Origin of the sequence: Streptomyces sp. NPDC006510 (assembly GCF_040611955.1) — a bacterium.
Taxonomy (GTDB): Bacteria; Actinomycetota; Actinomycetes; order Streptomycetales; family Streptomycetaceae; genus Streptomyces.
Map to the genome: position 1 here is coordinate 24,824 of NZ_JBEXPH010000076.1, position 13,584 is coordinate 38,407.

General features: G+C 71.1%; 11 protein-coding genes. 4 read left to right on the forward strand and 7 right to left on the reverse strand.

From position 1 onward, the window contains the following. Nucleotides 1-78: 78 nt before the first annotated feature. From ABZY11_RS22755 to ABZY11_RS22780, 6 genes are all read right to left on the reverse strand, one after another. On the reverse strand, nt 79-909 hold the full coding sequence (locus tag ABZY11_RS22755; RefSeq protein ID WP_356480896.1) for a DUF5336 domain-containing protein: 831 nt from the start codon (nt 907-909) through the stop codon (nt 79-81). A gap of 193 nt (nt 910-1,102) precedes the next feature. After that, nucleotides 1,103-2,050, reverse strand: coding sequence for an N-acetylmuramoyl-L-alanine amidase (locus ABZY11_RS22760; RefSeq protein ID WP_356480897.1), 948 nt, complete (start codon nt 2,048-2,050; stop codon nt 1,103-1,105). 51 nt (nt 2,051-2,101) lie between these two features. Further along, nucleotides 2,102-2,689, reverse strand: a complete 588-nt coding sequence (locus ABZY11_RS22765; RefSeq protein ID WP_356480905.1) for a class I SAM-dependent methyltransferase — start codon at nt 2,687-2,689, stop codon at nt 2,102-2,104. A 215-nt stretch (nt 2,690-2,904) separates the two neighbouring features. Next, nucleotides 2,905-4,242 (reverse strand): M20/M25/M40 family metallo-hydrolase, encoded by a 1,338-nt coding sequence (locus tag ABZY11_RS22770; RefSeq protein ID WP_356480898.1) that lies wholly within the window; start codon nt 4,240-4,242, stop codon nt 2,905-2,907. Next, the gene (locus ABZY11_RS22775; RefSeq protein ID WP_356480899.1) at nt 4,239-5,627 is read right to left on the reverse strand and encodes a cytosine permease; all 1,389 of its coding nucleotides are present in this window, start codon (nt 5,625-5,627) and stop codon (nt 4,239-4,241) included. Before ABZY11_RS22775 ends, ABZY11_RS22770 begins: the two co-directional genes overlap by 4 nt. Beyond that, nucleotides 5,627-6,580 (reverse strand): DUF1177 domain-containing protein, encoded by a 954-nt coding sequence (locus ABZY11_RS22780; protein WP_356480900.1) that lies wholly within the window; start codon nt 6,578-6,580, stop codon nt 5,627-5,629. Before ABZY11_RS22780 ends, ABZY11_RS22775 begins: the two co-directional genes overlap by 1 nt. A 150-nt stretch (nt 6,581-6,730) precedes the next feature. On the opposite strand from ABZY11_RS22780, the gene ABZY11_RS22785 reads away from it, so the two are divergent. Together ABZY11_RS22785 and pepE are read left to right on the forward strand one after the other, a co-directional pair. After that, on the forward strand, nt 6,731-7,558 hold the full coding sequence (locus ABZY11_RS22785; RefSeq protein ID WP_356480901.1) for an IclR family transcriptional regulator: 828 nt from the start codon (nt 6,731-6,733) through the stop codon (nt 7,556-7,558). Nucleotides 7,559-7,587: 29 nt separating this feature from the next. Continuing rightward, nucleotides 7,588-8,316, forward strand: coding sequence for a dipeptidase PepE (gene pepE / locus ABZY11_RS22790; RefSeq protein WP_356480906.1), 729 nt, complete (start codon nt 7,588-7,590; stop codon nt 8,314-8,316). Here the strand turns inward: pepE and ABZY11_RS22795 are convergent. Then, the gene (locus ABZY11_RS22795) at nt 8,279-10,081 is read right to left on the reverse strand and encodes an MFS transporter (protein ID WP_356480902.1); all 1,803 of its coding nucleotides are present in this window, start codon (nt 10,079-10,081) and stop codon (nt 8,279-8,281) included. The two genes, pepE and ABZY11_RS22795, sit on opposite strands and share 38 nt — an antisense overlap. Nucleotides 10,082-10,339: 258 nt before the next feature. Between ABZY11_RS22795 and ABZY11_RS22800 the strand changes: the two genes are divergently transcribed. Both ABZY11_RS22800 and ABZY11_RS22805 read left to right on the forward strand, forming a co-directional pair. Beyond that, the gene (locus tag ABZY11_RS22800) at nt 10,340-12,523 is read left to right on the forward strand and encodes an acyl-CoA dehydrogenase (RefSeq protein WP_356480903.1); all 2,184 of its coding nucleotides are present in this window, start codon (nt 10,340-10,342) and stop codon (nt 12,521-12,523) included. 55 nt (nt 12,524-12,578) lie between these two features. After that, on the forward strand, nt 12,579-13,584 hold a 1,006-nt coding region (locus ABZY11_RS22805), incomplete at its 3' end, for a beta-ketoacyl synthase N-terminal-like domain-containing protein (protein WP_356480907.1).

Sequence of the window (13,584 nt, forward strand, 5' to 3'; positions counted from 1 at the left end):
AGGTACGGACGGAGGGTACGGCAGCGGCCCCCCGCCCGGAAGGGGCGGAGGGCCGCTGCCGTACCGCGTGTGGTGGGCTCAGCCTCGCTGGATGCCCGTGGTGTCCTGGAGCACGCCGCGACGGCCGTCCTGGGTCTGGGCGATCAGGCCCGGACCGCGCTGCTCCACCGCGAGGTACCAGGTGCCGGGCGCCAGTTCGGCGATCGGCGACGGCGAACCGTCCTCCCCGTACAGCGGGCGGGCCACCGGCACCGCGAACCAGAACGGTGTGAAGTCACCGGCCGGCGCACCGGCGGCGGAGGTCTGCGGGGCATTGCCCTGGGGCTGCGGCTCCGGCTGACCGGGCTGCGGCTGCGCACCGTACGGCTGCCGCTGACCCGGCTGCCCGCCGTACGAAGGCTGCGGCTGGCCCGGGTATCCGTACCCCTGACCGGGCTGCGGCTGCCCGCCGTACGGGGCCTGCACGCCCCTCGGAGCCGAGGCGCTCACCAGTGGGGCCTTGAGCGCGGGAACCAGCGGGGTGGCGACCGCACCGCCCGCGAGCACGATCGTGGCCAGCAGTCCGAGGATCATTCCGGCGCCCGCATCGCCGGCGTCGATGGTCGTCCAGAAGGACGTCCACAGCGCGAAGACACTGAAAGCGGCACCGAATTGACCGAGGTCGAAGCCGACGACCTTACGGGCAGGGGTGGCGCGGCCCACGATGACCAGCGCCGCTCCGATGATTCCGGCCAGATAGACGCTCATCAGCAGCCCGAGCGAGTCCCACGCGTTCGGGGCGTTGCGGTTGGAGCAGTTGATGCCCGCAGGGCAGTCGTAGCCGAAGAGGTCGAGGAAGGAGGCGATGAACAGCACCACCGCTGCTCCGATCACCACGCCGTCGCCTCGAGTGAGGGAGCGGATATTCACGTGAAGGTCCTTAGTCGGTCGTCTCGTCGGGGCGGTCGTCGCTGCCGCCGTCGCGGGTTACGGGTACGGCGGGCACAAAGCTGGGGGGCGGCCCCCATCGTACGGATGAATCTATCGTCTGCTCGGGCGGGTTGTGCCCATGCCCGGACGCCGGACGCACATCCCCCCTTTTTCCCCTCAGAACAACCTCTTGTTACCCGCCCAGGTAGCTGCTGATGCCATCGGCAATGCCCTGCGCCGCCTTCTGGCGCCAGCTCGCACTGGTGAGCAGGGCCGCATCCTTGGGATCACGCATATTGCCGCATTCGATGAACACTTTGGGCACGGTCGACAAATTCAGTCCGCCCAGATCCTTGCGGATGTCCAATCCGGTATTGCCACCGACGTAATTGGAAGGCGCACTTCCGGTAGCGCGGACGAAAAGCCCCGCGATCCGGGTGCCGAGGTCGCGCGAGGGCTCGACGATCTTCGAGGTGTCGGCCTTCCCGCCCCGCACCAGCCCGGGAAGGATCACATGGAAGCCGCGGTTGCCGACCGCGGAACCGTCCGCGTGCACCGAGACCACGGCATCGGCCCGCGCCTCGTTGCCGATCCGGGCCCGCTCGTCGACACACGGCCCGTACGCGCGGTCGTTGTCGTACGTCAGCAGGACCTTCGCGCCCTGCGCCTGGAGGAGCGTGCGCAGCCGGTGCGACACGTCCAGGGTGAACCGGGCTTCGGCGTAACCGGAGTTGGTCGACGTCCCGGTGGTGTCGCACTCCTTGCGCCCGGTGCCGATGTCCACCTGACGGTTGATCTCGCGGGTGTGCAGATGGTTCTCCGGGTTGTGTCCGGGGTCGATCACGACGGTCTTGCCGGACAGCGGGCCGGATCTGCCGCCCGCGGGGTTGGAGCGCGAGGCGGACGGGGTGGGGGAGGCGGACGTCTTCTTCGGCGCCGGGGCGCTCTTCGAGGGCGAGGTCGAGGGCGAGGGCGGCAGTGACGTGGTGGCGGCACTGCCGCTCGGACCGGGGTGGGCCGGCGCTCCGGCGATGTCGTCGCCCGCGCCGCAGCCCGCGGCACTCAGGCACACGGCAGCGAGCGCGGCGGCGAGCAGGGACCGGCGGCGCCGGGTGGGGGGAACACTCTCGTCGTACGGCACCACGCGATGCTATCCGGGCACCGGACGGGCCGCCTCGGGAAGCCGTTCCCGTCAGATACCCGTTCCCGTCCGCCGCAGCACCCGCAGCGAGTCCGTCACCGAGACCTCGGTGAACGCCCCGGACTCCAGCGCCCGCAGATAGACGCGGTACGGCGCCTGGCCGCCGTGCGCCGGGTCCGGGAACACGTCGTGGATCACCAGCAGCCCGCCCTCGGCGACCTGCGGCGCCCAGCCCTCGTAGTCACCGTTCGCGTGCTCGTCGGTGTGGCCGCCGTCGATGAAGACGAAGCCGAGCTTCCCGCCCCAGACCGCCGCGACCTGCGGGGACCGTCCGACCAGGGCCACGACATGGTCCTCCAGGCCCGCCGCGCGCAGGGTCCGGCGGAAGGTCGGCAGCGTGTCCATCCGGCCGACCTCCGGGTCCACCAAGGTCGGGTCGTGGTACTCCCAGCCGGGCTGCTGCTCCTCGCTGCCGCGGTGGTGGTCGACGGTGAGGGCCGTCACCCCGGCCGCCCGCGCCACGTCGGCGAGCAGGATCGTGGAGCGCCCGCAGTACGTGCCGACCTCCAGGAGCGGCAGCCCCAGCGCGGCGGCCTCGGTGGCGGCCGTGTACAGCGCGAGCCCTTCGCCCACCGGCATGAAGCCCTTGGCGGCCTGGAAGGCGGCGAGAATCTCGGGCGACGGCTCGACGACGGACTCGGCGGGCACGGGTTCCTCCTGGTGGGGACGGTGGTGAGGGGGTACGCGTTCGACGGCGCCCCATCGTGCCGTACGCCCCCGCCGAAGGCGTCGGCGGGGGCGTACGAGGGGTGAGCCCGGGTCGGGGCGCCCCTGGCGGAGGTGCGATGTGGAGGTCAGCAGCTCTGCCAAAGTCGGGTCATGACGCGGACGCCGAAGCGCAGGCCCTCCAGCGGGACGCGTTCGTCCACGCCGTGGAACAGGCGGCCGTAGTCCAGGTCGTGCGGGAGCTTGAGGCCCTTGAAGCCGAAGCAGCGGATGCCGAGGTGGGTGAAGGCCTTGGCGTCGGTGCCGCCAGGGTTGCAGTACGGGACGGGGTGGCCGTCCGGGTCCTCGGCGCGTACGGCGGCGCACATGGCGTCGACCAGCGGGCCGTCGAACGTGGTCTCCATCGCGATGTCGTGGTTGACCCACTCGCGGGTGACCGAGGGGAGCAGGAGGCTGTCGATGGTGTCGATCAGCTCCTGTTCGTGGCCGGGGAGGAAGCGGCCGTCCACCCGGGCGGTGGCCTTTCCGGGGATGACGTTGGTCTGGTAGCCGGCGTCGAACATGGTGGGGTTCGCGGAGTTGCGCAGCACCACCTGCATGAAGTCGGAGACCGGGCCCAGCTTCGCGAGGCTGCCCTCGATGTCGTTCTCGTCGAACTCGACACCGTAGAGGCGGGCCGCCTCCTCCAGCAGGGCGCGGACCGGCTCGATCAGCCGGATCGGGAAGGTCTCGCGGCCGATCCGGGTCAACGACTCGGCGAGGTCGGTGACCGCGTTCTCGTCGTTGGGGGACGAGCCGTGGCCGGCCCGGCCGGTGGCGGTGAGCTCCATCCAGGCCATGCCGCGCTGGGCGTTCTCGATCGGGTAGAGGCGGCGGGTGTCGTCGATGGCGAAGGAGAAACCGCCGCCCTCGCCGATCGCCTCGGTGACCCCGGCGAACAGCTCCGGGCGGTGCTCGACCAGCCAGTGGGCGCCGAACTTGCCGCCCGCCTCCTCGTCGGCGAGGAAGGCGAGGACCAGATCGCGCGACGGCCTGGTGCCGGTGCGGGCGAAGTGACGGGCGGTGGCCAGCATGACGGCCACCGTGTCCTTCATGTCGATCGCGCCGCGCCCCCACAGGTAGCCGTCGCGGATCTCGCCGGAGAACGGCGGGACCTGCCACTCGGAGGCGTCGGCCGGGACCACGTCCAGGTGGCCGTGGACCAGGAGGGCGCCGCGCCCGGGGTCGCCGCCCGCGATCCGGGCGATGACGCTCGCGCGGCCCGGCGCGGACTCGACCAGTTCGGAGTCGATGCCCACCTCGGCGAGGCGGCCCACCACCCAGTCGGCGCTCGCGCGCTCGTCGCTGGTGGGGTTGGAGGTGTCGAACCTGATCAGTTCGGCGCAGAGTTCGACGACCTCGTCCTGGGCCTCGGCGGACGCCGGGACGAAGGAGGCGGAGGCGGCGGTGGGGTCGGGGGTGGTCATGCTGCTCCCACAGGGGTTGTCGCGCGGGCGGCGGGGGCGGCGTCGTCCTCGTCGTCCAGGGTGGAGGTGCCGTACGGCTTCACCCAGCCCAGCAGGCCGAGGACGCTGTACAGGATGAAGGCGGTGGCCAGCGAGTTGAGGGCCGGGATGCCGCCGTCGTAGAACTTGCCGACACAGAACGCCGCGATCCAGATGACGATGGACATCGGCACCCAGGTCGGCGAGGACTTCGGCAGCGTCTCGGACTCCCGGGTGTCGTCCAGCGGCTTGCGCATCCGCTTCACGACCCAGTACTCGGCCACGATGATGCCGCCGATCGGCGGGATGGCGACGCCGAGGACGGAGAGGAACTCGGTGAAGTGGGTCATGATTCCGACCGCGGACAGGGCCGTTCCCGCGATGCCGAGGACGATGGTGACCGCGCCGCGGTGCAGCCGCTTGCCGAAGACGACCTGGAAGAAATTGACGACGCCGAGCGAGGAGCCGTACAGGTTCCAGTCGTTGATCTTGGCGGTGGACATCAGGACCACGATGACGCCGAAGGCGCCGGAGGTGGAGAGCACGATGTGCGAGACCTCGTTGCTCTTCACCAGGTGGCCCAGGAGCACACCGGTCAGGCCGACGATGTACTCGGAGAGGATCATCGACGAGGCGCTCTGCAGGAAGACGTGCGAGCCCTTCCGGTTGTACCGGGTCATCTCCGGGGACACGATCGCACCGGTCATGTAGCCACCCGCGATGGCGGTGGCGGCGACGGCGAGCGGGATCGTCTGGCCGGGGGGCGGCGAGTGGATCAGCTCGCTGAGCGAGTGGTCCTTCAGCGTCGAGATGACCGACCAGGCGACCATCGCGAAGAACAGCGGCGTGACGATCTTGGCGAAGACGGCCATGTACTTGAAGCCGAAGATCACCAGCGCGGTGATGGCGATGCCCGCCAGCACGCACCACATCCAGGACGGGCCGCCGACCAGCGCCGAGACGCTGTTGCCGAAGATCGTGTTCTGGACGCCGAACCAGCCGACCAGGCTGACCGCGATGACGAAGCTGACCAGTGCCGAGCCGTTGCGGCCGAAGCCGACCCAGCGGGTCAGCATCGGCGTCGCCAGGCCCTCGCGCATACCGGCCAGACCGATCGCGAAGATCACGATCTCCAGGATCACCGCGCCGAGCGTGAAGGCGAGGAAGGCGTCCCCGAAGGTCATGCCGACACCGATGGTGGCGCCTAGGGTGAACTGCGAGATCGAGCCGGACTGGGCCAGCCACTGGAGCAGCATCGACCAGAAGCCGAACCGCTTGTCGCGCGGGACGCGGGAGAGCGAGTAGTCGTCGCTGCCGATGTTCTTGGCCTCGTGGGCCACGGCCTCTGCCTGCGGGGTGGCTGCCATCAGGACTCCTGGGGTGTACGGCCGAAGGTCTGCAGGTGAGCCAGCGACCCGTAGCGGTTGACGAGGTTGTCGAACTCCACCGCGTCGTGGAAGTCCAGTTGGCCGCTGCCGTAGGCCTTGGCGACCTCCACGGCGTAGCGGGCGGCGGACGCGATGTCCGCCTCGTGGCTCGCGCCCGTACCGCAGCCCGGCACCGCGGCGGCCGAGGTGATGGCCAGACCGACGACCGGGGCGGCCGTCGCGGTGGAGGGCTGCAGGATCGAATTGATGTGGTGTGCCCCATTACCGTACGGGGTGATGTCCTGCGTGGTCACCGGATACGTGACCAACGGCTCACCGGTCACCACGGCCAGCAGCTCGCCGAGCGGCTCGCTGACCCGGAGCACCCAGCCCTCCTTGACGGTGGGCGACAGGGCGAGGCCCTTGTGGTTGATGATCCGGTTGCCCTTGGTGGTGTCGATGGAGAGCACGGCCTCCATCTCGCCGGTCACCTCGTGGCGGTTCATGGTGGCGATGTCCACGGGCGAGCCCATGAACGGCACCGGGTCGTGCGGCTCGGTCGGCGCGTCCGGGCAGATGTGGGTGGCGACGATCACATCGCCGGGCAGCACATCGCCGCGGCGGCGCATGTCGAGCAGCTTGGCGGCGGTGGCGATCGCCGAGACCGCGCCGTCCGCGTCGGAGACCAGACCGGTCACCTCGGGCCGGGCGCCGATGCCGCCGAGCCGGCCCACCACGCCCAGCGTGCGGGCACTGCCCCCGGACGTACGCCCCCGGGAGCCCGGGATGCGGACCATCACGAAGTCCGTCGAGCCCTGCTCGCCGACGACCGTGGTGACCTTCGCGGACGAACCCTCGGCCCCGCTCACGGAGTCGAGGTACTCGACGACCGTCTTGCCATTGACCTGGGGATCGTCCAACAGATCGACGATGTCCAGCACGTACTTCAACATGGGGGGCCTCTCTCACTCATTCGGGCACCCGGGCCGGCGCTCGACGGGGGAAGCGCGGGGCGGGGTGCTGAGGCCACATTCGGGATCGGATAGCGTTGAACGCAACTGTTTCCCGTTATTTGCAATTCAGGTCTGAATGGTGAGATGACGATGGCGGACTTCGATCTGGACCGGCGCACCCCCGCCGGAGCCCTGCAAACCGTCGACCGGGCGCTCCTCGTGCTGCTCGCCTTCGAGCGGACCCGGCCCGACTGGGGCGTCACCGAGGTCGCCGAGGAGTTCGGCTGGGACACCTCGGTGGCCCAGCGGCTGCTCGCCACGCTCGCCGGGCGCGGATTCCTGGTCTCCGACCCGGCCACCCGCCGCTACCGCATCGGCCCCGCCGTGCTGCGCCTGGGCAGGCTCTGGGAGCGCTCCGGATCGCTGGAGCTGCTGGCCGGGCCGGTCCTGGAGGAGCTGTGCAAGGTCACCGGCGACACCGTGCTGTTCTGTCTGCCGGACAGCTTTCACATGCGGTGCGTCGCCGCCGAGGAGGGCGTGGCCGGGCCACTGCGCTACTACCCGCTGGTCGGCGAGCTCTACCCGGCGCACGCCGGGGCGACCAGCAAGTCGTACTACGCGTATCTGCCCGACGAGCAGCGCCACCGGCTCTTCCGGGGCCGCCCGATGGCCCGCTTCACCGACCGGACGGTCACCGACCCGGACCGGCTGGAGGAGGAGTTCCTCAAGGTCCGTGCCCAGGGGTACGCCTGGACGGTCGGCGAGTACGACACCGGGATCGCCACCGTCGCCGTACCGGTCTTCCTCGGCCGCGAACCGTACGGCAGCCTCAGCCTCGGCGGCGCCGAGGAACTCTTCGCGGGTGCGCCCGAGGACCGGCTCGACGCGCTGCGCCACGCGGCCCAGCTGCTGGAGAAGCGGCTCACCCACCCTCCGCAGCGCCCGAAGCCCCGCGCCCGCCGTCCCCGCACCGCCTGATGACCCAGAACAGAACCAAGAGGAACCCGATGAATCTGCTGCTGCTCTCCAACTCCACCCAGTACGGCCGCGGTTACCTGGAGCACGCCCTCGACACCGTCACCGCGTTCCTGCCCTCCGGTGCCCGGCTGGCCTTCGTCCCCTACGCGCTCGCCGACTACACCGCGTACACCGCACGCGTCCGCGAGGCCCTCGCACCGTCCGGCATCGGCGTCCGCGGGGTCCATGAGAACGCCGACCCGGTCGCCGAACTCGCCGCGTCCGACGCCGTGTTCATCGGCGGCGGCAACTCCTTCCGGCTGCTGAGCGCCCTGTACCGGACCGGTCTGCGGGACGCCGTGACCGAGGCGGTACGCGACGGGCTGCCGTACATGGGAGCCAGCGCCGGTACGAACATGGCGGCGCCCACCCTGCGCACCACCAACGACATGCCGATCGTGCAGCCGCCGTCCTTCGAGACGCTCGGCCTCGTCCCGTTCCAGATCAACCCGCACTATCTGGACCCGGACCCGGCCAGCACCCACAAGGGCGAGACCCGCGAGGAGCGGCTCACCGAATTCCTGGAGGAGAACGACGTGCCGGTGCTCGGCCTGCGCGAGGGCTCATGGCTGCGGGTCGACGGACGCCAGGCCCGGGTGCAGGGCGCCCACCCGGCCCGGCTGTTCACCCGCGGCGCGCAGCCGCAGGAGCTCCCGGTGGGGTCGGACGTCTCTCATCTGCTCACGACGACACCGCGGTTCGACGCTCCGGTGCGCTGACGCCCAGCACCAGATCGGCGTCGACCGGCAGTCCGTCGCCCGGGTACGTGGCCGGGCGGGCGCTCGGCGCGTACCCGGTGGCCGACCCGGCCAGCACGAAGTTTCCGCCGTGCGGGGCGGCCAGCGTGTAGTGGCCGTCCTCGTCCGCGACGGTGAGACCGGCCTGCCTGCCCCGGTGGTCGATCAGCGTGACATTGGCGCGGGCCACCGGCGTACCGTCCGCGTCCAGCACCCGGCCGCGGAAGCCGCCCGAACCGGCGACCGGGCGGGAGGCGCTGAGCACCGGGGCCGGTTCCCGGGCGTCCTCGTCGCTGCTCGCCAGCAGCACCGGGCGCATCGCGTCGCGCTGCGACGGCAGGAGCGAGGCCAGCACCAGACCGATCACCACCGCACCCGTCGCGATCAGGAACGAGATACGGAACCCCTCCATCGAGGGCAGCGGCACCCCGCCCGTGCGCACCGAGGTGTTCGCCAGCACCATGCCGATCACGGCGCTCGACACCGAGGTGCCGATCGAACGCATCAGGGTGTTCAGGCCGTTGGCCGCACCGGTCTCGGACGGGTCGACGGCCCCGATGATCAGCGCGGGCAGCGAGGAGTACGCGAGCCCGATGCCGGCCCCGAGCACCACCGCGATCACCACGGTCTGCCAGGCGGCGCTCATCAGCCCGAGCCCCGCCCCGTAACCGATCGCGATGATCAGCATGCCGAGCATCAGCGAGACCTTGGGACCCCGGCGGGCCGACAGCCGGGCGTACAGCGGGGCGACGAACATCATCGTCAGACCGAGCGGCGCCACGCACAGCCCCGCGACCACCATCGACTGCCCGAGGCCGTACCCCGTCGACGTCGGCAGCTGGAGCAGTTGCGGCAGGACCAGCGAGACGGCGTAGAAGGCGACCCCGACCATGATCGAGGCGAGGTTGGTGAGCAGCACCTCGCGCCGGGCCGTGGTCCGCAGATCGACCAGCGGGGCCGGGCTGCGCAGCTCGAACAGGCCCCACAGGACGAGGATCACCAGCGCGGCGGCGATCAGTGAGAGCGTGCTGCCGGAGGTCCAGCCCCAGTCGCTGCCCTTGGTGATGGGCAGCAGCAGGCAGACCAGGCCGAGCGAAAGCCCCAGCGCGCCGACGAGGTCGAACCGGCCGGGGGCGCGCAGCGTGGTCTCCGGCACGACCAGGACGGTGAGCGCCATCGACAGCACACCGAGACCGGCCGCGCCGAAGAACAGGGTGTGCCAGTCGGAGTGCTGGGCGACCAGCGCGGCGGCGGGCAGCGCCAGGCCGCCGCCGACTCCGATCGAGGAGCTCATCAGCGCCATCGCCGAGCCGAGCTTCTCGCGTGGCAGCTCGTCGCGCATGATCCCGATGCCCAGCGGGATGGCGCCCATGGCGAAGCCCTGGAGCGCGCGTCCCACGATCATGACCACGAGATCGTCGGTGAAGGCGCATATCAAGGAGCCGATCACCATCACGGCGAGGCTGGCGAGCAGCATCTTCCGCTTGCCGTAGAGGTCACCGAGCCGCCCCATGATCGGGGTGGCTACGGCCCCCGCGAGCAGCGTCGCGGTCATCACCCAGGTGGCGTTCGACGGGTCGGTGTGCAGCAGGGCGGGCAGGTCCTTGATGACGGGGACGAGCAGGGTCTGCATCACCGCGACGGTGATACCCGCGAAGGCGAGCACGGGGACGACACCGCCGCCCGCCTCGCGGGGCCGGGGATCGAGAAGTTCCCCGGCGTGCTGTTCGTTCGTCGTCTGTGGCATGCGTGCGGCCTCCGGGCGGCGTGATCGAGGTTTGAAGAGGCATGCGGGCGGTGCGGGCGGGCAGCGCGGACCGCCAAGTGTGTGCAGGGTGAAACCTTCCCGGTGGCCGAGGTATTCCGGTGAACGCGGTGCGAACGGGGCACGACGGCGCACTCGGCCCGGAGCGCGCGGAGATCCGGCCGCCACCTGACCTTCCGTCAGAATGGAACGTGTTCTACTCTTGCGCCGTTCCAGTGGCTGCGACCGGCGAGGATCCGCATGGGCATCGGAATCACCGAAGAACACAGGGAGTTGGCGCAGGCCGTACGGGGCTGGCTGGCGCGCGCCGTACCACCGAAGGAGATCCGCGGGCTTCTCGACGCGGATGCCCCCGCTGCCCCCGGCGTGCCCCCCGGGTACTGGGACGGGCTCGCGCAACAGGGCCTGCTCGCCATCCATCTGTCGGAGGAGTACGGGGGCGGGGGCGGCCGGCTCCTCGATCTGGCCGTGGTCCTCGAAGAGGCGGGCCGGGCCGCGCTCCCCGGACCGTACCTGTCCAGCTCCCTGGCCTCCGCCGTACTGCACCCGGCGGGACCGCGCGACCTGGTCCGCGACCTGGCGGCCGGTACCCGCATCGGCGCCGTCGCCCTCGGTCCCGGCACCCTCACCGCCGTCGAGCACGAGGACGGCCATCTGCTCGACGGCACGGCACCGCCCGTCCTCTCCGGCGCCGAGGCCGACCTGCTCCTCCTCCCCGCCGAATCGGCCACCGGCACCCTCTGGTTCGCCGTCGACACCGCCACCGCGGGGCTGACCGCGCGCCCGCACCGCGGCGCCGACCCGACCCGGCCCACCGCCGAGATCCGCGCCGAGGGCGTGCTGGTCCCGGCGGAACGCGTCGTACGGACCTCCGCCGCACACGTCCGCGACCTCGCCGCCGTCCTGCTCGCCGCGGAAGCCTGCGGAACCGCGGCCAGGGCGCTGCACACCGCCGCCGAACACGCCAAGGTCCGCGAACAGTTCGGCCGCCCCATCGGGCAGTTCCAGGGCGTCAAGCACCTCTGCGCCGACATGCTCGTACGGGTCGAGCGGGCCCGCGCGCTGGTGTGGGACGCGGCCCGCGCCGCCGACGAGGAGACGGACCCGGACGTGCGGTCCATGGTCGCCGCACTCGCCGCGTCGGACGCCCTCGACGCCGCGTACGGCTGCGCCAAGGACTGCATCCAGATCCTCGGCGGCATCGGCTTCACCTGGGAGCACGACGCCCATCTGTATCTGCGCCGGGCCCTGGTGGCCCGGCAGTTGCTGGGGGCCGGCGACACCCACCGGCTGCGGGCCGTCCGGCTGGCCGAGGGCGGGGCGCGCCGCGAACTCGCCCTCGAACTCCCCGCCGAGGAGGCCGCCGCCCACCGGGCCGGGGCGCGCGAGGCGGTCGCCGCCGCCCGCGGCCTCGACCCGAAGGCCGCCCGCCGCGCCCTCGCGCCGACCGGCTATGCCGCCCCGTACCTCCCCGCCCCGTACGGCCTGGGCGCCGGGCCCGTGCAACAACTGGCAATACAGCAGGAGTTGATGGAGCAAGGGGTGAAGCTGAGCGATCTCGGGATCGCCACCTGGGTGGTGCCCTCGCTCATCGCCCACGGGACGCCGCAGCAGCAGGAGCGCTATCTGCTGCCCACCCTGCGCGGCGAACTCCTGTGGTGCCAGCTGTTCTCGGAGCCCGGTGCGGGATCCGATCTCGCCTCGCTCCGTACGAAGGCGGAGCGGACCGACGAGGGCTGGCGGATCAACGGACAGAAGGTGTGGACGAGCGCCGCCCAGTGGGCCGACCACGGGATTCTGCTCGCCAGGACCGACCCGGACGCGCCCAAGCACCAGGGGATCGGCTACTTCCTCGTCGACATGAAGAACACCCCGGGCATCGACATCCGGCCGCTGAAGGAGATCACCGGCGACTCCCTCTTCAACGAGGTGTACTTCGACGACGTGCTGCTGCCCGCCGACGCCGTCGTGGGCGAGCCCGACGGCGGCTGGCGGGTCGCTCGTAACACCCTGGGCAACGAACGCGTCCACATGGCCGACCAGATGACCTTCGACACCGGCCTGGAGGCGCTGATCGCCCGCTCCGGCGAACTCGACGGCGCCTGCCGGGCCCGCGTCGGAGCACTCGCCGCCGAGGCCCACGCACTCGGCTGCATCGGGCTGCGTACCACGATGCAACAGGTCTCCGGGCTCGAACCCGGCGCGGGCGCCTCCATCCGCAAGCTCGTCCAGACCACCCACCAGCAGAAGGTCGCCGAACTCGCCCTCGAACTGCTCGGCCCGGCGGGCGCGGCCGGCGAGGGGCCGGGTCAGCGGGCCCTGCACGGCTTCCTGATGTCCCGCTGCCTGACCATCGCGGGCGGTACCACCCAGGTTCAGCTCAATGTCGTCGCCGAGCGCATCCTCGGCCTCCCGCGCGATTGAAGGGACTGCCATGAAGCCCATCAAGCCCACAGAGCACGCGAAGCCCATGAAGCTCATGAAGGCGTACGTCGTCGGTGTCGGCATGACGAAGTTCGAGAAGCCCGAGACGCGCGACTGGCAGTACTGGGACATGGCGAAGGAGGCCGGGACGGCGGCGCTCGCCGATGCCTCCCTCGCATACGAGCAGATCCAGCAGGCCGTCGTCGGCTACTGCTTCCAGCCCTCCACCGCCGGTCAGCGGGCGGTGTACGAGCTCGGCCTGACCGGGGTCCCCGTGTACAACGTCAACAACAACTGCGCGACCGGCTCCACCGCGCTGATGATGGCCCGGCAGTTCGTCGAGGGCGGCGGCAGCGACTGCGTCCTCGCGCTCGGCTTCGAGAAGATGACGCGCGGCGCACTCGGCGGCGGTGGCGCGGACGGGGGCGCCGCGGACTTCAAGACGTCCCCCGTGGCCCGGCACTACGGAATCATGGCCGCCACCCACGGCTTCCGGATGAGCCCGCCCACCGCCCAGATATTCGGCAACGCGGCCCGCGAGCACATGGAGCGGTACGGGACGACCGAGGCGCAGCTCGCGGCGGTCGGCGCCAAGAACCACCGGCACTCGGTGAACAATCCGTACGCCCAGTTCCAGGACCCGTACACGGTCGAGGAGATACTCGCCGCGAAGACCATCCACAGCCCGCTGACCAAGCTCCAGTGCTCACCCACCTCCGACGGGGCGGCCGCAGCCGTCGTGGTGTCGGAGCGCTTCGTCGAGCGCCACGGTCTGGGCGACCGGGCGGTGGAGATCGTCGCCCAGGCCATGACCACCGACACCGGCGACTCCTTCGCCTCGGGGACCTGCATCGACGCGGTGGGCCTGCCGATGTCGCGGGCCGCCGCCCGGCAGGTCTACGAGGCCTCCGGGCTCTCGGCCGCCGACCTGGACGTCATCGAACTGCACGACTGCTTCTCCATCAACGAACTCCTCACCTACGAGGCGCTCGGGCTGTGCGGCGAGGGCGAGTCCGGAAAGCTCGTCGAGTCGGGCGCCACCACCTACGGCGGCCGCTGGG

What these genes read in the sequence shown, in the direction of transcription:
- ABZY11_RS22800 (WP_356480903.1), top strand. Translation starts at nt 10,340, where the DNA reads ATGGGCATCGGAATCACCGAAGAACACAGGGAGTTGGCGCAGGCCGTA.
- ABZY11_RS22770 (WP_356480898.1), bottom strand. Translation starts at nt 4,242, where the DNA reads ATGACCACCCCCGACCCCACCGCCGCCTCCGCCTCCTTCGTCCCGGCG.
- ABZY11_RS22765 (WP_356480905.1), bottom strand. Translation starts at nt 2,689, where the DNA reads ATGCCGGTGGGCGAAGGGCTCGCGCTGTACACGGCCGCCACCGAGGCC.
- ABZY11_RS22780 (WP_356480900.1), bottom strand. Translation starts at nt 6,580, where the DNA reads ATGTTGAAGTACGTGCTGGACATCGTCGATCTGTTGGACGATCCCCAG.
- pepE (WP_356480906.1), top strand. Translation starts at nt 7,588, where the DNA reads ATGAATCTGCTGCTGCTCTCCAACTCCACCCAGTACGGCCGCGGTTAC.
- ABZY11_RS22795 (WP_356480902.1), bottom strand. Translation starts at nt 10,081, where the DNA reads ATGCCACAGACGACGAACGAACAGCACGCCGGGGAACTTCTCGATCCC.
- ABZY11_RS22775 (WP_356480899.1), bottom strand. Translation starts at nt 5,627, where the DNA reads ATGGCAGCCACCCCGCAGGCAGAGGCCGTGGCCCACGAGGCCAAGAAC.
- ABZY11_RS22785 (WP_356480901.1), top strand. Translation starts at nt 6,731, where the DNA reads ATGGCGGACTTCGATCTGGACCGGCGCACCCCCGCCGGAGCCCTGCAA.